The organism is Bradyrhizobium sp. USDA3516, from assembly GCF_057651995.1.
The window spans coordinates 16,519-35,020 of record NZ_JBYGYN010000013.1 but is presented as its reverse complement, the minus strand read 5'-3'; the positions used below and the strand labels follow the sequence as shown (position 1 = coordinate 35,020).

Sequence of the window (18,502 nt, the reverse complement as noted above, 5' to 3'; positions counted from 1 at the left end):
CAATGCTGTTTGTCTTGTTTTTGTTAGTTTTTGTTAGGCGAAACGCCCGCCCCGCTGGATCACCTCGATCTTGTAGCCGTCGGGGTCTGAGACGAAGAAGAAGCGCGCCAGCGTGCTGCCATCGTGCTTGAAGTCGCGCAGCGGCCCCGGTGCGAGCTTCTCGCGCTCGAACCGGGCATGTTCGGCGTCGAGATCCTCGACCACGACGGCGAGGTGTCCGTATCCGTCGCCGAGCGCGTAAGGCTCCTTGCGATCGAAATTGACGGTCAGCTCGATCTCGAACGGCGAAGACGGATGCCGCAGATAGATCAGGGCGAAGTCGGAGAACTTCAGGCGATCGGCGACATCGAGGCCGAAAGCCCGCTTGTAGAAGTCCAGCGATTTCGCTTCGTCGAGCACGCGGATCATCGAGTGAACCGGTTTTGACACTCAGTTGAACTCCTTGAGATAGGCGATGATCACCGCGCGGATCTCCGATTTGGACTGTCGATAGGCCATCACCGCACCCGGAATCACTGCCTGCGGATTGGTCGGCCAAGCGTCGAGCCTGGTGTCATCCGACGTAGTCTGCGTTGACGAATCCGTCCGAATAGTGAAATCCGTCCGCTCTGCTGCAGGCCGCCCAATGATCTTGTAAAGCGATGGTCCTTGTCGGACCGGATGCGACAGGTATGTTGTATGTAGACGTTGCGCATTGCTGCTCGAACAGTGCTGTCGGGAGGGCCTAGTGGCAGGCACCGGCGTCTCGGCACTGGCCATCTGCGCGGACAGGAAAGCACCACAAAAACCGGCTGAAGTTCTTTTTATCGAGACGAGCTTGGCCATCGATCCATCCCCATTGGTTGAGCACTCTAGGTGATGCCAATCCATGTTTGGTAGTAACGGGTTGTTTCATCTGAGGTGAATGACGCCCTAAGAAGTACACTGCACTAGGTGTTGCTTCGCTTCGAAGAAGGGCTGTCGGCTCCTCGAAGAAAATCTGCTGGCATGAAAAATGCTGAGGCTCGATCGCCGATGGCGAACCCAAGTTCGCCGGCGAGACGGAGGAGATGATGAGAGCCCAAGTATTGAGAGCGTATGACGAGAAGCTTTCCAACGAGCAGTGGGTCAGCGAAGAGATAGTGCCTGATCCGAAGCTGACGAAATCGACGGACGTCATCGTCCGCATCGGTGGTGCGGGCGTATGCAGGACCGACCTTCATATTATCGAAGGCGTCTGGAAGCCGCATATGGATCCGAGCGGCGACAAACTGCTACCCATCATCATGGGACACGAAAATGCTGGCTGGATCGAAGAGGTTGGTAAGGAGGTCGAGGGACTGAAGAAGGGCGATCCAGTCATCGTCCATCCGAAGATCTCCGGCGGCACGTGTCTCGCATGTCGCCGAGGCTTCGACATGCATGGTCCTGGCACGTTTCCGGGGCTTGATTGCAACGGCGGCTATGCAGAATTCCTTTGCACCTCGGAGCGCAATATTGTCCCACTGCCACGGACTCTCGCGCCAAAGGATGTCGCGCCATACGCGGATGCGGGCCTCACGGCCTACCGCGCGGTCAAGAAGGCCACGCGTCACCTCTTGCCAGGTGAATTCTGCGTGGTTATCGGAGCAGGTGGGTTAGGCCACATCGGAATCCAGTGCCTCAAGGCAATGTGCGCGGCCGATGTTGTCGTCGTCGACAAGTCCGAGGCATCGCTGAAACTTGCCGAAAAGTCAGGCGCTGACCACTTGGTCAAGGCTGATGGCAACGAAGTGGCGGCCGTTTTGGCGCTGACTGCCGGAAACGGCGCGGAGGCGGTGATTGATTTCGTCGGAGAGAAAGGCACAACTTCCAAAGGGCTCTCAATGACGCGTCCTATGGGGAGCTACTACGTTGTTGGTTACGGCGAGGACATCCGTGTCCCGACCGTCGACATGGTGATTACCGAGAAGAACATTATCGGAAACCTGGTCGGAACATGGGCTGAGCTAACCGAGTTGATGGCGCTTGCGGATCGAGGCTTGGTTGAACTCGCCACGGCCGAATATCGCCTCTCGGATGCAAACAAGGCGTTGCACGATCTCAATGCCGGCAGGATCCATGGACGCGCGGTCCTGATTCCCTGATACTAGAACTACGTGATCCATCGCGAGCATGCATTCACTTGCGGTGGATCTGACGTTCGCATGCCCGTGCGATGGTCGGCCACTGTAGCCGACGATGTCACCAGAAGCCCGTCCGACAATTTTCGCGCGGCGGGCGCGAAGCGCTCGTCAGATCTGTTCCGTGCGAGCGTAATCTCTGCGCGGTGAACAAAACCTGCCGGTTCGCAGAGAGTCTCATTCGGCATCATTGTCGCAATTTGCGCCGGCCGGCGTGGCTCTATCGGTGGCTTGTCCGGAATTCGCCCGCTGAGATGTCCTCGAACGATCTGGCACGCCCGTTGCACATCCCCTGTGCAGGTATCCCTCGGCGAAGCACACGGCCAACAGCGAGCCGCTTCGCTTTGAGGCGCAAATCAGAGATCAAACGCTTGAGACTTAAGCTCTTCTCCCGGCGTCGGTAGACGTCGCGAGACATGGAGCGCCACGACCATAGCTGACGTCGGGTGCGGGCGCGGTGCCGGGGGCGGCTCAGGAGAATTGTCCAGGTGATGCTTCCAGGAGGCCGAAATGCGAGATAGCTACCGAAATCCCGTTCACGGCACAGCGAGCTGCTGCGCCGTCTGCGGTGGAAAGTTTGGGCTCATACGTTACTACTGCTGGCGAAGGGCGCTCTGCTCCAAGAAGTGCGTCGACCGGTTCAGAGTACGCCGGGAGGCTGACCATAAGTGGCTCCGCTGGCTGCGAGCTGCTTAGACCGTTCTTCAACAACACTGTGGCATGGTGGCGCTTCGCATTGGGAGACGCACATGACGTTCATTCTGGTGAACGGCAGGGCGCCGTGCCCGAAGACCTTTTGCATGCTTTGCTGTGAGCCGATTCAGGCGAGCTATCTGCGAGAATGCAGCACTGGGCTACCTTTCTGCGATCACAGCTGTTACACTCTTTATTCCGGCCGCTGGATCTCGAGGTGCGAGCAAAGAGAGCGCTCGGCCGTTATGGAGGATTACCGCTAACCGGACCATGCGCGCGAGGAGCCGGCCGCGCTGTTGCCGATTGCAGGCAGGCCTGTCACCTCGTGAAGATCGAAGGAGCGTGCGGATGACCTGCAGGTTCAACATAGCGCATCGGAACGGCAGTCCCGAAACAGGGAATCGATCGCCATCAATGTGATCTCCACGCCCCAGGCGCGTTCCACAAGGGAGCTTTGAGCTTTGGTCCACTCTCTGCGGCTATGTGGCGGCTGAGAGCCGATCTTGGGACACCTTTCCGGACGCGTGCAGCGTTCTACGGGCAGTAAAATCAATTTCAGTGTCCGAGCGAACTATCGCGACGCAAACATTGCAGTGCAAACTGGCGCGCTCTCGTAGTTGAGAATCTCATTCTGAAAATCTGTCGCAATTTGCATCTCGGTTCGGCGCAAAGCTGGGAGCTGTGATGTCTCTGTCCACGGTCATCCGCGCATCCGTTCAGCCAGAAACCAGTTTTGGCGAGATACCGAACTCATTGGCACGCCCATTGCAAAGCTCCGGAGCACAACAACGCTGACTGCTCCGTCTGGGGCGAGCCGCGACAAGAACGAGGGAAGGGGATGCCTGGCTGAGGGCGCATCTTGTGCGGAATGATGCTTGTGATCGGAACGTCTGTTGGACCGAAGATCGCTGCTAATCATCTTCCGGTGCACCACAGTCATCCCAAGACCCTTGCCGATATCAAACGTCCGGTCGCGCAAACGGCCGTGAGGTGGCCCGTAACGCACGGGTAAGCACTGCCCGGGCCATCAAGGTTCTGGGTAGGCGGAATATCGAAGTGGTTTCTGACCCGATCAGGAGGAAAGACTAAATGTCTGGAACGCTAACACTCAACAAAATCACAGCCCAGCGCGGCATTTCGGTGGGTGAGGCCGCAAAGAAGATCGCAGACCTCGGATGGAATCCTTCCTACGTCCAGGAGGCGATGACCTTTCCCACGGACTACAAGATCACGAAGGCGCCGAAGGATCCGATGAAGCAGGTCCTCCGCTCATATTTTCCAATGCAGGAGGAAAAGGACAATCGCGTCTACGGCGCGCTTGACGCGGCGCTCCGCGGCGACATGTTCCGCAATGTCGAGCCGCGATGGGTTGAGTGGATGAAGCTGTTCCTGGCGATCATCCCCTTCCCGGAAATCTCTGCGGCACGTTCCATGGCGATGGTCGGACGCCTGGCGCCCGGCGAAGATCTCCGCACCGGTTTCACCATGCAGATGGTCGACGAATTCCGTCATTCGACCATCCAGATGAACCTGAAGAAATGGTACATGGAGAACTACATCGACCCGGCTGGGTTCGACATTACGGAGGAAGCGTTCGGCAAGTGCTACGCCACAACCATCGGTCGCCAGTTTGGCGAAGGCTTCATCACTGGTGACGCCATCACGTCCGCGAACGTCTACCTGACCGTGGTCGCCGAAACCGCGTTCACGAATACGCTGTTCGTCGCCATGCCGTCGGAAGCCGCCCGGAACGGCGATTACGCGCTGCCAACCGTCTTCCTATCGGTCCAGTCAGACGAGAGCCGCCACATCGGCAACGGCCACTCCATGCTGATGTCGATGCTGAAGGAGCCGGAGAACCACCTGCTGCTCGAGCGCGACCTGCGGTATGCCTTCTGGCAGAATCACGCCATTGTCGACGCGGCGATCGGGACGTTCATCGAGTATGGCACCACGAACCGCGACAAGACCAAGGAGTCCTACGCGGAGATGTGGCACCGCTGGATCTTCGAGGACTACTACCGGACCTATATGCTGCCGCTTGAAAAGTATGGCATCAAGATCCATCATGACGATGTGCAAACGGCCTGGAAGCGCCTAACCGAAAAGCACTACGTGCATAAGGTTGCGCAGTTCTTCGCTGTCGGCTGGTCGGCGAACTTCTGGCGCATCGAGGCGCAGACCGACAAGGATTTCGAGTGGTTCGAACACAAGTATCCGGGCTGGTATGCGCAGTTCGGCGAGTTCTGGAAGTGGTACGAAAAGCTGTCGCACCGCGGTCAGACCAACATCCTGTTCAATAGTGATGTTGGGTACGTCTATCCGCATCGTTGCTGGTCGTGCCTCGTTCCATGCCTCATCCGCGAAGACATGGTCACCGACGAGATCGACGGCAAGCTCTATACGTTCGCCCATGAGCTCGATCGCTGGACGGCTGTCGAAGCCTTCGCCGGCGAATACCAGGGACGTCCGACCCCCGCGATGGGGCGCTTCAGCGGTCGCCGCGAATGGGAAAGCGTCTACCATAATGTGGATATCGCCGACGCCATCAAGGACCTTGGCTTCGTGCGCACGGACGGCAAGACGCTGGTGGCCCAGCCGCACCTGCGGTTCGAAGAAAAGCAAATGTGGACGCTTGACGATGTCCGCGGCCACATTCTCAAAAGTCCGCTGCTTACGCTGCGGGAGATGAGCCCAGCCGACCGAGAGAAGCATCTCGCCGAGTATCGCAAGGGATTCACTATCAATCCCTGCAACTAGGTGAAACAGAAGGGGCCGGTTCCGGCCGGCTCCTTCCCGATCGATCCCCTGAAGATGTACAGCCTTGGTTTGAGGAGGCCCCTTATGGGTGCGCCCGCTAATGTCGTTCGCCTGCAGCCGGTAGGTATAGAGTTCGAGGTTGAAGAGAACGAGACCGTCCTCGACGCCGCGTTCCGCCAAGGCATCGCACTCCCGCATGGTTGCAAGGAGGGCCAATGCTCGGCGTGCAAATGCGTCCTCACCGGCGGCGATGTCGAGTTGAAGAAATATTCCACGTTCGCTCTCAACGAGATGGAGCGAGGTCAGGACTACATCTTGCTCTGTCGGACCTTGGCCTACTCGGATCTCGAGGTGGAACTTCTCAACTACGACGAGGAAGTGCTATCGAAATCGATTCCCGTCAAAGAGTTCAAGGGTACGGTGACCAGCATCTCTGCGCTGACCCATGACATTCGCCGGCTCGAAATTACACTGGAGCAACCTCTGAAGTTCTGGGCGGGTCAATATGTCGACATCACGCTTCCGGGACCAGAGACGATTACGCGCTCGTTTTCCATGGCAAATTCGCCGAGCGAAAGCCAAAAACTCGCGTTCATCATCAAGAAGTACGCCAACGGACGCTTCTCCTCACGGCTCGATGGAGATCTCGCCGTCGGAACCGAGGTCGGAGTCAAAGGACCCTACGGGACCTGCTTCCGGCGAGAAAACAAGACCGGGGCCATGATCCTGGTCGGCGGCGGATCCGGAATGTCGCCGCTGTGGTCGATCCTGCATGATCACATTAGCTCCGGGGAAGTACGTCCGGTGTACTTCTTCTACGGGGCCAGGACGCAGAACGATCTTTTCTACCTGGATCATTTCGCGGAGCTTGCCAGCAAGCATCCTGAGTTCACCTTCGTGCCGGTTCTCTCTCATGCGGCCGACGATACGGCCTGGAGCGGAGCAAAGGGCTTCGTGCACGAGGCGGTCGGAGAGCACCTTCGTAGCACGAACTACGGTGAAGACGTCGACGTCTATGCCTGCGGACCATCGCCAATGATCGAGGCCCTAACGCCAGTGTTGCAAATGAACGATGTCGAGTCGGACCGCATCTTCTTCGACAAGTTCACGCCGGCCAACAACTAAGACGCCTTGACGGCCTAACGCAACTCTAGAGCCAACAACAGGAGGAGGAAGACGACCATGACTGCCGTTCAAACCGCACCAGCCAAGTCCGGTGCCGCAGGTTCTGCGCTGTTTCCGGATTCGGATAGCCGTCGATATCGCTATTTCGAGCCACGTAGCAAGCGCGCCACGCATTACGAAGACGTGACGGTCGACGTGCAACCGGATCCGGAACGTTACCTATTACAGGACTGGATCATCTCCTTTCCCAATGGCAAGGGTGCATACACCAAGGACAACACCGCGGCTCTCAGCTCGAATTGGCATGCGTTCCGCGCCCCCGACCAGGAGTGGGAGCGCACTCACTACCAGCGCCAGTCCAAGATCGAAGCCATGGTCCAAGCCGTGATCGCCAACGGGCGCAAGTCGGGGGCGCCGAAGAGCTTCGACAAGGCCTGGATCAAGATCCTGCAGAACCATCTCGGTGCGTGGAAGCACGCTGAGTTCGGTCTCGGCACGTCGCTGATGCAGGCTCAGCGCTACGGCTACACCCAGATGATCAACAATGCGACGCTGACAAACTCGTCGTACAAGCTTCGCCTTTCCCAGGATATCACGCTCTATCTCGCCGAGATCGGGATGGACATTCCGGGCTTCGACGACACGGCCGGCAAGCGCGCCTGGCTGGAAGACAAGGGCTGGCAAGGAACGCGGGAAGCGATCGAGTCGATCATGGGGTCGGCCGACTATCTCGAGCAGTACTTCGCCACGAACATCGTGTTTGAGCCATTGGTCGGCGAACTGTTCCGCAGCGGCTTCCTCATGCAAGTGGCTTCGTCGAACGGCGACTTCGTCACGCCACCGGTGATTTCGTCCGCGGAAGCGGACTACGAACGCAATCTCGCCAATACGATAGATCTGATACACCTTCTGGTGACCGACGATCACCACGGCGCCCACAACAAGCAGCTGTTCCAGGGCTGGGTGCACAAGCATGTGGCCCTCGCCAACAAGGCGGCTGCCGGCCTGCAGCCGATCTGGTCGCAACCGCATTCGAAGCCGGTGCAGTACGCCGACGCGCGCGCGCAGTCGGTCGAACGCATCAAGAAGATCCTCGGTGAGCTAGGCCTCACTTTTCCCAAGGAGTAACTTGCGATGTCTGTCGTTTCCAGATCTGCGACTAACCAAAATATCTTTCAGAAGATGGGGGACCTTCGCTTCGAGCAAACCATTTCCCATCAGTGCGGCGTCACCATGAATGACAGCGTCGAGGCGCGTGCCATCGCCGAGTTCATGAGCAAAAAGCCGAACGTGACCGTGACCTATCAGCCGGCCCTGATCCGCATCGATGGCGAGGGCAAGCTGATCTTCAAGATGGACGAAATCAGCGAAATTCTCGGCAAGGAGATGACAGCCGAGATCTTCGAAGTGAACACCTCGACCCACTACGGGCGGATGGTGCGCATCGATGATAACACGGTGACGCTGTTCGGCAACATGGACGAGGTTTTCGAATACATCGAGTGAGCTCTAGTTTCTCCCTGACTGGGCGGGGCCGCATCCGCACGTGGCTGTAGCCCCGCCGCTTCTCGAAATGTCCTCGCGCGACCATGGCGTGGATCGAACGAAATAGGCTTAACCAAGAATTCCTGGAGACCATCATGTTCATCACTCCTACCGGCGAGGAAGTTTTCGTCATCGACGGTCACACCCATTTTTGGGACGGTAGCCCGGCGAACCAGCTCAACGTCCACGGCAAGCAGTTCATCGACTGCTTCTACGCTTATCACACATCGCTGAGCCCCAAAGAGAAGCTCTGGCCGAAAGAGCAGTTCGAGAAGTACAGCGCCGATCAGATGTACCACGATCTGTTCGTCGACGGACCGGACGACATGGCTGTCGTTCAGTCGACCTATCTGACGGAATTCTACAAGAGCGGGTTCAACACCATCGATCGCAATGCCGAGCTGGCAAAGAAGTACAAGGATCGCTTCATCGTCAACGGTGCTTTCGATCCGCGGGATGGCGAGAAGGCACTTGAATATATTCACTACATGAAGGAGACGTTCGGCATCAAGGGCGTCAAACTGTACACGGCCGAGTGGAAGGGCGACTCGCGCGGGTGGAAGCTTACTGATCCCAACGCCTATCGCTGCTTCGAGCTGTGCCAGAAGCTCGGTATCACCAACATCCATGTCCATAAGGGACCGACAATCATTCCGTTGGATAAGGATGCGTTCGATGTTCACGACGTCGATCATGCGGCGACCGATTTCCAAGGTCTCAACTTCATCATTGAGCACTGTGGTTTGCCGCGGCTCGATGATTTTTGCTGGATCGCTGTGCAGGAGACGAATGTCTATGGCGGCCTCGCGGTGGCGCTACCGTTCATTCACGGACGCCCGCGCTATTTCGCTGAAGTGATCAGCGAGCTGCTGTTTTGGGTCGGTGAAGACAAGCTTCTCTTCGGGAGCGACTACGCGATCTGGACGCCGCGCTGGCTGGTCGAGAAGTTCTGGAATTTCGAGCTACCGGAAGATTTAAAGCAGGAGCACGGCATCGACCTTACGCCTCAGGCGAAGAGGAAGATCCTCGGTCTCAATGCTGCGCGCCTCTATGGCGTCGATATCGACGCGCAGAAGGCGAAGCTTGCGAAAAGCGCCCTTGCGACCGCAGCGGAGTGAGGGGATGGATGAAGTCCTTCCACATCGTGACGACAAGACCAGCGAAGTGTGGCAACGCCTTTCCCTGGTCACCGATCCCGAGCTCGATGAGTCCGTGACCGAGCTCGGGTTTGTCGAGCGGGTCACCGTCGATAATGATGGCGGTGTTGATATCGTCTTTCGTTTGCCAACCTACTGGTGCTCGGCAAATTTCGCATTCCTCATGGCCGATGACATGCGTCGGGCGGTCTCGACACTGCCGTGGGTTCGCGAGGCGCGACCGCAGCTTCGGGATCATATGGTCGCCGAGGAGATAAACCGAGGCGTCAGGGAAGGCAAATCATTCGCAGAGGCACTCAAGGAGTTTGCACCTGGAGGGTCACTTGACGACTTGCGGGCGAAGTTCCGCCGCAAGGCGTTCGAGCGGCGCCAAGAGGTCATAATACTCGCCTTGCGCGGCCTGGGCTATGAGGATCCAGAGATCTGTCGGATGAATCTTGGCACCTTTGACGAGGTCGACTTCGGCTCGGAGGATGTTACACGGCAGAGGGCGCGGTATCGCGAGATTCTCGTCGAGCGAGGCCTCGCCCGTCTCCCGGACGATCGCGCGCTGGTCACCTACGAGGGGCGCTCTCTTAGGCGCGACGAATTGCCTTCCTATCTTCAGCGGTTGCGAGGAGTGCGCATCAATATGGAATTCAACAGCTCATTGTGCCGAGGCCTTCTTGCCGTCCGCAATCGCGAACTGGATGGCGGGCACGCCGAACGAGAGTCTGCTCCCTGCGGAGGCTGCGGCAGTAGCTGCGCCGAGAGGTCCACCGGGCTATGTGTGAGGACGGAGGAACCGTCCGTGGCTCGAGCATGAGGCGCTCGTATCGCAAGACCTGCGGGCGCCAATAACAGAGCGGTGAGGAAGCCGCCCGACCAGACACAAGTGACCACCACGTGGGGAGTGAAACGCAATGCCGAAAGTTCTGCTTCACGACATAGAGGCTCGTCGCGCACTTGCACGCGGGGTCCAAAAGCTTGCAGCCGCCGTCGAATCGACCCTTGGTCCCAAGGGTATGAACGCGATGGTGGATAGGCCGATCGGCACGCCGATCGTGTCACGCGATGGTGTCACGATAGCTTGCGAAATCGAATTGCCGGATCGCTTCGAGAACATGGGCGCGCAAGTGGTGCGCGAGGTTTCAATGCAGACCAACGAAGTCACCGGAGACGGTACAACCACGGCGATGGTGCTCGCAAATGGGCTCATTCAGGGCGGCGTTGCGGCCCTGGAGCGCGGAGCCAAAGCGGTGGATCTCTGCAAGGGTATTGAAAGGGCCGTGGATGTCGTTGTCGAGACCCTGAAGAGTTCGGCAATGGCCATACCGGACCGCAAGACGTTGCAGGCGGTTGCGACGATTGCATCGACCGATTCCCATCTGGGCGGTCTGATCGCTGAGGCGGTGGAGCGCGTTGGCAAGGACGGCATCATAAGCTCGGATTACGGGCTGACGACGGACACGACGCTTGAGGTCGTTGAGGGCATGTCGTTCGACCGCGGCTACATATCCCATCACATGGTAACGGATGTCGAGAAGATGGAGGTAGTGCTGGATCAACCCTACATTCTTCTGACCGACCTAAAGGTCAAGACGCCGGGCGAGCTGTCGGCAGTGCGTGCGGCGGTAGCCTCGACCGGGCGACCGCTTCTCATCGTCGCTGAAGAGATTGCGCCGGAAGTCGTCCCGACACTGCTTGGTGATAGCAATCGCGGCAAGGTCCTGGTCGTCAATCCGCCGGACTATGGCCACTGGCGCAAGGCGATGATGGACGATCTCGCCATCATAACTGGGGGACGGGTGATCGCCCGCGAGCTTGGTGGCAGGCTGGAAGAGACCAGCCTTGCTGATCTTGGCACTGCGCGGCAGGTTCGTGCCAGTGCGCGTGAAACGGTGATCATTCGCGGCGGTGGCGACAATGCGGCGATCGCCGCGCGGCGCCAGCAGGTGGCCAAGCAGCACGACTTGGCACCACCAAACATCGAACAGGACAAGCTCAAGGAGCGCCTCGCAAAGCTCTCAGGCGGCACTGCGGTAATCTTTGCGGGTGGGGTCACGCCCGTGGAGCAGAAGCGTACGATCCAGCTGATCGACGATGCACTTAGTGCAGCGCGTGCCGCAGCCGAGGAGGGCATCGTGCCCGGCGGCGGCACCGCATTAGCCCAATGCGCACCCGTGGTGGAGCGCAAGCTCGGGAACATCAACGGCGACCTGGGCGAGGGCATCAAGCTGGTGCGCGAGACACTATCCCGTCCCGCCGCCTTCATTGCCCGGAATGCAGGCCATGATTCAATGAAGATCATAGCCGAGCTACAGAACGCTCCAATGGGCGTCGGATTCGACGCGGCTGAAGGCAAGTTCATCGATATGGTCTCAGCCGGCATCGTCGACCCCGTCCGCGTGACCTATACCGCTCTCCGCAACGCGGCGTCCGTCGCCGCACTGGTGCTGACGACCAACACGCTGGTTGCCGACGTGCCGGAGTACATCGATCCAACACAGGGACCAGCGCTCGGCGGCGGAGCAGAAAAGCTTGGCCGTGCATGAGGCATGTCTACGCGGTTCGCGTTCCGCCGCGGCGTCTGTGCCGTCGACGGTATCGTGGCCGGGTGCTCTGCTCTATCGCCGATGCGTCGCGACTTTCGGATCGGTCGCTTCAGACTCGAAATCATCACAAGGGAGGGGAAGTCATGCATAAGTATGTTGCGGAATCCATCGGCACGTTCGCATTGGTATTTTTTGGCTGCGCGACTGTGATCTTCATGCGGGCGGAGGTCGGGCTATTGGGCGTGGCGTTCGCATTTGGTCTGTCAGTCGTCGCGATGGCCTATTCGATTGGTCATATTTCCGGGGCTCACCTCAACCCCGCCGTCAGTCTCGGCATGCTCGTCGCTGGTCGGATGTCGCCGCGAGATTTCACCGGCTATATCATTGCGCAGTTCATCGGGGCGATTGCGGCTGCAGCGGTGCTGTATCTGATCGCCGAAGGCAAAGTAGGGGGCTACGACGTCGCGGCAAATGGCTTTGCCCAGAATGGCTGGGGTCAATATGGCGTGCTTTCCGCATTTGTGTTCGAGACCGCGGCAACTTTTCTGTTCCTGACGGTCATTCTTGGTGCAACGCAAAACGGCGCGAGCGCTGCTTACGCCGGCCTGGTGATCGGCCTCACCCTGGTGGCGATCCATCTCGCCGGCATCGCCGTGTCGGGGTCATCGGTCAATCCAGCCCGTTCTCTGGGCCCCGCGTTGTTTGCAGGACCAGATGCGCTGTCGCAGGTGTGGCTCTACTTTGTGGCGCCGTGCTTTGGTGCCACACTGTCCGGTTACGTCTTTAAGGCCGGAGTGACGCGCCCGATGGCGGCGACCGCGTGAGCTTTGCAACTCGGTGATCGGCCGGTGACAACGAGCCAGAACAAGCTACAATCTTGAAAAGCTCCGGCCGGGGCCGAAGGAGGCGCTATAAGCTTCCCCGACCATTGGGCCGAACCGGAGGAGGAAGGCACATGGTCTATATCATCTCCAAGCAGGATGGTCCGCGCCGTGAGGACGTGGCGGCGAAGGACTTCATTGATAAGAACCGGACCAAGATCGATGCGCTTGCCAATCATCTGACGGGTGGGCGCTGGCAGGAGCTGCGCAGCCGCACACCTCCTCCGGAGCCCCAGCCATCGGGTAAGCTATGGTACACCCCGAAGGGGCGCTTGCCGGAGACAGAGCCCTATATACGGATCAGTCTCAACGGCCGTGTTGTGGTTGCTGATCTCGCGTCAGGCCGACAGCTTCATTTTGTTGGCGAGCTGCGAGGTCGAGGCCAATCTCGACACCTGGCGCTGGCGACACGCGAGAATGGGCTGTTCGACCCGCTGGATGAGGGCATCTACAAGGTCCTTGCGGATCTTGAGGGGATGCTCGTCCCCGACGAGCCATCTGAAGAGCGCTTGGAAGGGATTGTCGCGGCGCGCCTCGGGTTGGACGCGAACGACAAGGCCGCCGAATGATCAGTGAGCCGGGCCTGCGGGGATGACACATCCCGGTCAAGCCTGGTTCGATCGTTTCTGTTGATCGGGTTGCTGCCTGCCAACGAAAGTATGGTGCTCCAATGCTGACGGAAACGCTCATGGCTAAGCCGCCATTTTTCCTGGAAGGCTACAATGATCCGGGCGCCACGGACGCAGAGCAAGCGCGGCCATATGATGAGCGAGAGACCAATAGGGCCTGGGAAAACTTTCTGACCTTCGGAGACCTTAGGCGCGAGAACGCGCCGGTGCGAGGTGTCATCGAGAGCTCATGGCAGCGCAGTCTCAAATCGGGCGTCGATGCCCACGGCAAAGGCAGCAGTCTCGTCGCCTCGCCGGACGACCTCTACGAGCTGCGTCTGAAGAATGAAGATCTGATGGCTGCAAGCGCCCAGACCTTTCGCCGCGTCGCGGAGGTGCTTGGCGACGCCGCCACAATGCTGCTGATCACCGACAGGAATGGCGTCGTGCTGGATGTGGCGGGCGACCAGCGGACGATCGATGCGGGACATGACATTCGTCTTGAAGTCGGCGCCGCTTGGGGCGAGACGGTGACTGGTACCAACGGCATCGGGACCGCGCTCGTCACGGGGAAGCCAGTTCATGTCCATGCGGCCGAGCATTTCTCTGAAGGCATCAAGGCATGGACCTGCGTTGGCAGCCCGATTCGGAGTCCGATCGACGGCAGCATCATCGGCATCGTCGATTTTTCCGGGCCCCAGGCGATCTTTCACCGGCACAACGTGGCCCTCGCGGTCGTGGCGGCCAATCACATCGAACTTGCACTTTCAGAGAAAATTCGCATCGAGAGAATGCGGCTGCTTGAGGCGAGCATTTCGCAGATGCCGGGAATGAACAGGTCCGACGGCGTCGTCATTCTCGATCGGTTCGGTCGGGTCGTCCATCACAACGACATGGCCCCGGGGCGCTGGCGGCGGATCGCGCATACTCCCGACTTAAGCATCGGAACTCAGATCCTCCCCAGCAGCGAAGGCCTATTGGGCAAGGACCTAACTAGTGGATTGCCCGAGGAGCTGCGCGAGCAGCAGATCGAACCCTTGGTTGTGGACGGCGTCGTCAAGGGTGCAATGCTCGTGCTCGCGTCAAAACCGCGGATGAACGCGGGGGCGGCTCAGATGTCGCCGACCGCGCAAAGCGCTCTTATCTCGGCAAAAGAGGCCATCATTGGATGCAGCGAAGCACTGCTCGATGTCGTGGAAAAGGTTGAGCGGGCGGCACTCGGCCGCACGGCAATCCTGCTTGAAGGCGAGACCGGTGTTGGCAAGGAACTCTTTGCCCGCCTGATTCACGCCGCTAGTCAGAAGACAGGCAAGGAGCCCTTTGTCGCCTTCAATTGCGGTGCGGTCTCCAAAGAGCTTCTTGGCGGCGAGTTGTTCGGCCATGCTCCGGGCGCCTTTACCGGCGCGACCCGCGAGGGAAAGGCCGGACGCTTTGAGTTCGCTAATGGCGGGGTGCTCAGTCTCGATGAAATTGGCGAAATGCCGCTTGACCTCCAGCCCTATCTGCTGCGCGTGCTCGAGGAGCGGGCGGTCTATCGGCTCGGTGACAGTAAGCCGCGTCCGGTCGATGTGCGACTTGTTGCATCGACCAATCGGAATTTGAAGCAGGAAGTGGCGGAGGGGCGTTTCAGAAGAGACCTGTATTTCCGGATCGGTGTTGTCAAATTCACCATCCCGCCTTTGCGCGAGCGCCTGGGCGATGTCGAAATCCTGCTCGATCATTTTAACACGCATTTCGCAGCCACTTATAATACCCAACCGCTGCGTTTCGAGGCGGCCACGATGGAATTACTGCGGCGCTACAGCTGGCCGGGGAACGTCCGCGAACTGCGCAATCTGATTGAAAACCTCGTGCTGATGACGCTTACCGGTGTGGTCACGCCCAGGGACTTGCCGGAGGATTTCTTGGAAGCGGCATCTCAGCCGACTACGCCGACATTATCAGGTGATCGTGGTCAACCCCTGGAACGCGAGGAGATCGCGCGCTTCGACGAGATGGAACGTCGTGCCATCGAAAGGGCCGTCGCAAACGCCGGCGGCAATATCGCGGCGGCCGCCGAAAAATTGGGGCTTTCGCGCGCCACGCTATATCGGAAATTGCACCAATACCGTTCGCAAACCTCGGGATAAAGGCTTGGATATGGCGACGGTCGGGGATGGACAGAAGCGCGAAGGAGAGCCGATCGCCGCGAGCATGCTCGCCTCACAGATTCTCGCACGCGCCGACCGCGACGTAACCTTCATGGTGCATCTAGTTGGCGAAAGCCAAGATCTGCTCGTTCGTAATTTCGTTGCGTTCATCGAGAGCGAACTCGCAGAGCGCGGTACCAGCTATGGCGCGCACCCGCTCTTGCGTCCCTTCATCGAGACGCATGCACGCGAGCTGACGGATTTCGTTTTGCAGGGCATCGGATTACGGCATCAGTTCGGTCTGCAGGCCTTGGAGAGGATGGCCGGCGATCCGGCGCGGTTGCTGAGGGTAGATCTCTGGGACTCGCTGCACTCTCATATCAATGACGCGCAGGAACACTTCGTTGCTGGAACAGGAGGCTTGCAGCGGATCCTGACTGCAATCAAGTCGGGCGCATGACCGGCGACAGGCCGCTGCTTCGCGACATGCTGAATGAGCGGTTGTGCATCGTTCAGGAGATGTCGGCCGTTCAATCGCGCATCCTTCTGAACCGTCAGCTAAGTGGTGGAGCGGAATTCGAGATGCAGAGAATCGAAAGGGAGATTGCAGCGACGGGCGGCTCGCTGGCGCTTAGCAAGACGTTCGATGAGTCGCGTGAGTGCTTCGAGAACGCCAACGCTGCCATAGCCACGTGCGAGGCTCAGTGCGCTGCGCTCGAGGCTGGTCTTAAAGACGTTGATGGGCGAATTGCAGCGCATAAGTGAGACAACCGATGGACACGATGGAAGCGGAAGCAGGGAGCGCAACGCGTTATGGTTTGTTAGGGCGGCACTGGAAAGTCGGCGCCCCGGTCAAGAACGTGGCGTTCGACGCTGCTGGACAGGCAGTCGCGTTCGCACTTGCCGACGGCTCTCTGGCCATTGCGCCGTTGGCGGACAGTGAACCGCCGATAGATCGTTGTCGTATCGCCTTGGACGAGGGACGGGCCACGATCTCACCGCGACGAAATCCGGTGCCTCCGCTGATGAAAGTCGTGATCAGCGATGGTCGGCTTCATCTTGCTTCGGTCAAGCCGTCGGGGTTCATCGCAAGTGACGGCGGCGAGTTGCTTCACGTTTCGACCGCCGGTGTCACCCGGCAGATTTCGAGACTGCGGGCCGCGATTGATCTGGTTGTCCCGGTATGTGCGGGCGGTGTACTCGTTTCTTCTGGCGGATCACTCATACACTACCAGCCCAATGGTGAGATCGGATGGCTCCAGGAGCGCGGGGGAGGAAGTTCATCCGCGATGGCCGTATCTCCTGATGGCCGGAATTTCGCAATAGGAGCGGACGGTTGTCTGCTTATACGAGCCTTTGGAGCCCGACCGGAGCCTGCTGCTTCATTCGATGTCGGGTTGGTCTCGACGTTGTCGTGGAGCCCCGATGGAAGCTGGTTAGCTGCATCGGTCGAGAATGCGGGCGTTGTTTTGGTCCGTCTTGCCGATGCATGGATCGTCCGAATTCCCACCTACCCCGCCCACGTCGCCTCTCTTTCATGGAGCGCGGATTCCCGAGCCCTTGTTACGAGCGGAGCCTATCGGATAATCGCCTGGGACGTCTCCAGCCTTGCTGACGACAGCGAAAAGCCGACGAATCTCGCTACCGGGCGCGCCCGGTTCGTCCTCGCTGACAGGGTGGATATCCATCCGGAGCGTCAACTGGTTGCGGCGGGCTACGCCGGCGGAATGGTCGCGGTTGCGAGGATCGGACACTCCGACGAAATGGTCGTCAGGCCGCCAGGCGGAGGTGCCATTCACGCCCTTCAGTGGTCCAGCGACGGCCAGCATCTCGCCGTCGGAACAAGTGAGGGCGAGGCTGCGATCGTGACGTTTCCGCCGCATGTCTTCAAATAGCTTTGCGCTCCAGCAAAAGTGCGCGCGTGGCAACGAAATCGTGAGGAGAACTAATTATGACGACTAATCGCACTCTAAGCGAAGCCGAAAGTAAGGATCTATTCTTTAGAGAGTTGGCCGAAATCTCCGAACGCATGATAGCTGCGCATGGGAAGGACTTTTCGATGGGGGCCCTGGTGCTGGCTGCAAGATTTATCGCCGAGAACAAGCCCTTTGAGCGAAGCGCGATGACACAGTAGGGGGTGTCCTGCTTCAAAGTACATTTTGCAATTGAATTTGCGTCTAATGGTCGTGAGTCCGAGTTTGCGGCCAAACCATGCTGTTCAAGAGCGTTCGTGCGCAAACTCGGTCTTTACGAGCGGTACCATGAAGAATTGTATACAAAGCTCCTCGTTGCCAACCGCTCGGAAATCGCCATCCGCGTCTTCCGAGCTGCGACCGAACTTGGATCCAGACGGTCGCGCTCTATGCCGAAGAGGACAAGCTTTCGTTGCACCGCACAAAGTGGATGAGGCATAGCAGGCAGGGAAGGGAAAGGGACCGCTAGAGGCTTATCTTTGATCGAGGAGGTAATGCGCGTCGCCAAGGACGCCAAAGTCGAAGCCATACATCCCGGCTACAGTTTCCTTTCCGAGAATTCAGAGTTCGCCGGAGCCTGAGCAGCAGCGGTCCATCCCCGCATACGATGCGGACGCTTGGCAACAAGGTGGCCGCGCGAGATCTTGCGATTTCTGTCGGTGTGCCGGTGATGCCCGCCACAGGCCCGCTACGCCAGGATCCTGTCGAGATTAGACGCCTTGCGGAAGAGATCGGCTACCCGGTCATGCTCTAGGCCTCATCATGGGGCGAGGGTGGACGCGGCATGCGGCCAATCGACGACGAGGGCAAGCTCCTCGACGCCATCAATAGCGCGCGTCGCGAGGCCAAGAGCGCTTTCGGCACGGATGAGGTCTATCTAGAGAAACTCGTGCAGCGCGCCCGCCACGTGGAAGTGCAGCTTCTCGGTGATGCCCATGGCACCTTATGCATTTATT

Annotated in this window: 18 protein-coding genes and 1 pseudogene; 17 read left to right on the top strand and 2 right to left on the bottom strand. The window is 59.0% G+C overall.

Annotated features, from left to right (window positions below):
- Positions 1 to 33: 33 nt before the first annotated feature.
- Both AC24YW_RS32225 and AC24YW_RS32220 read right to left on the bottom strand, forming a co-directional pair.
- Positions 34 to 429 carry a VOC family protein gene (locus tag AC24YW_RS32225; protein WP_487486497.1) on the bottom strand — a complete coding sequence of 132 codons (396 nt, stop codon included), beginning with the start codon at positions 427 to 429 and terminating at the stop codon, positions 34 to 36.
- Positions 430 to 825, bottom strand: a complete 396-nt coding sequence (locus tag AC24YW_RS32220) for a c-type cytochrome (protein WP_487486496.1) — start codon at positions 823 to 825, stop codon at positions 430 to 432.
- Between the two features lie 227 nt (positions 826 to 1,052).
- On the opposite strand from AC24YW_RS32220, the gene AC24YW_RS32215 reads away from it, so the two are divergent.
- From AC24YW_RS32215 to AC24YW_RS32135, 17 genes and pseudogenes are all read left to right on the top strand, one after another.
- The gene (locus AC24YW_RS32215; protein ID WP_487486639.1) at positions 1,053 to 2,105 is read left to right on the top strand and encodes an NAD(P)-dependent alcohol dehydrogenase; all 1,053 of its coding nucleotides are present in this window, start codon (positions 1,053 to 1,055) and stop codon (positions 2,103 to 2,105) included.
- A gap of 1,818 nt (positions 2,106 to 3,923) precedes the next feature.
- A complete protein-coding gene (locus AC24YW_RS32210; protein ID WP_487486495.1) occupies positions 3,924 to 5,594 on the top strand; it encodes an aromatic/alkene/methane monooxygenase hydroxylase/oxygenase subunit alpha in 1,671 nt (556 codons plus the stop codon).
- Between the two features lie 84 nt (positions 5,595 to 5,678).
- Entirely contained in the window at positions 5,679 to 6,719 is a 1,041-nt protein-coding gene (locus AC24YW_RS32205) for a 2Fe-2S iron-sulfur cluster-binding protein (RefSeq protein WP_487486494.1), read from the top strand.
- 57 nt (positions 6,720 to 6,776) lie between these two features.
- Positions 6,777 to 7,847: an aromatic/alkene monooxygenase hydroxylase subunit beta gene (locus AC24YW_RS32200; protein WP_487486493.1), complete on the top strand. Its 1,071-nt coding sequence runs from the start codon at positions 6,777 to 6,779 to the stop codon at positions 7,845 to 7,847.
- 6 nt (positions 7,848 to 7,853) lie between these two features.
- Entirely contained in the window at positions 7,854 to 8,225 is a 372-nt protein-coding gene (locus AC24YW_RS32195; protein ID WP_456744895.1) for an MmoB/DmpM family protein, read from the top strand.
- Between the two features lie 134 nt (positions 8,226 to 8,359).
- Positions 8,360 to 9,382, top strand: coding sequence for an amidohydrolase family protein (locus tag AC24YW_RS32190; RefSeq protein ID WP_487486492.1), 1,023 nt, complete (start codon positions 8,360 to 8,362; stop codon positions 9,380 to 9,382).
- Between the two features lie 4 nt (positions 9,383 to 9,386).
- Positions 9,387 to 10,226, top strand: coding sequence for a metal-sulfur cluster assembly factor (locus AC24YW_RS32185; protein WP_487486491.1), 840 nt, complete (start codon positions 9,387 to 9,389; stop codon positions 10,224 to 10,226).
- 97 nt (positions 10,227 to 10,323) lie between these two features.
- Positions 10,324 to 11,955, top strand: coding sequence for a chaperonin GroEL (gene groEL, locus AC24YW_RS32180; protein WP_487486490.1), 1,632 nt, complete (start codon positions 10,324 to 10,326; stop codon positions 11,953 to 11,955).
- 143 nt (positions 11,956 to 12,098) lie between these two features.
- Positions 12,099 to 12,779: an aquaporin gene (locus tag AC24YW_RS32175; protein ID WP_487486489.1), complete on the top strand. Its 681-nt coding sequence runs from the start codon at positions 12,099 to 12,101 to the stop codon at positions 12,777 to 12,779.
- A gap of 131 nt (positions 12,780 to 12,910) precedes the next feature.
- Complete coding sequence (locus AC24YW_RS32170) at positions 12,911 to 13,405, top strand: hypothetical protein (protein ID WP_487486488.1); 495 nt, start codon at positions 12,911 to 12,913, stop codon at positions 13,403 to 13,405.
- 119 nt (positions 13,406 to 13,524) lie between these two features.
- On the top strand, positions 13,525 to 15,573 hold the full coding sequence (locus AC24YW_RS32165; protein WP_487486487.1) for a sigma-54-dependent Fis family transcriptional regulator: 2,049 nt from the start codon (positions 13,525 to 13,527) through the stop codon (positions 15,571 to 15,573).
- A 10-nt stretch (positions 15,574 to 15,583) separates the two neighbouring features.
- Positions 15,584 to 16,033, top strand: coding sequence for a hypothetical protein (locus tag AC24YW_RS32160; RefSeq protein WP_487486638.1), 450 nt, complete (start codon positions 15,584 to 15,586; stop codon positions 16,031 to 16,033).
- Positions 16,030 to 16,338, top strand: a complete 309-nt coding sequence (locus tag AC24YW_RS32155) for a hypothetical protein (protein WP_487486486.1) — start codon at positions 16,030 to 16,032, stop codon at positions 16,336 to 16,338. The genes AC24YW_RS32160 and AC24YW_RS32155 overlap by 4 nt, the downstream gene beginning before the upstream one ends.
- Before the next feature lie 8 nt (positions 16,339 to 16,346).
- Positions 16,347 to 17,468 carry a WD40 repeat domain-containing protein gene (locus AC24YW_RS32150; RefSeq protein ID WP_487486485.1) on the top strand — a complete coding sequence of 374 codons (1,122 nt, stop codon included), beginning with the start codon at positions 16,347 to 16,349 and terminating at the stop codon, positions 17,466 to 17,468.
- Between the two features lie 56 nt (positions 17,469 to 17,524).
- Positions 17,525 to 17,707: a hypothetical protein gene (locus AC24YW_RS32145; RefSeq protein WP_487486484.1), complete on the top strand. Its 183-nt coding sequence runs from the start codon at positions 17,525 to 17,527 to the stop codon at positions 17,705 to 17,707.
- A 333-nt stretch (positions 17,708 to 18,040) separates the two neighbouring features.
- The gene (locus tag AC24YW_RS32140; RefSeq protein ID WP_487486637.1) at positions 18,041 to 18,127 is read left to right on the top strand and encodes a biotin carboxylase N-terminal domain-containing protein; all 87 of its coding nucleotides are present in this window, start codon (positions 18,041 to 18,043) and stop codon (positions 18,125 to 18,127) included.
- 203 nt (positions 18,128 to 18,330) lie between these two features.
- Positions 18,331 to 18,501 (top strand): annotated as a pseudogene (locus AC24YW_RS32135) (ATP-binding protein); the annotation flags it as partial.
- Position 18,502 lies beyond the last annotated feature (1 nt).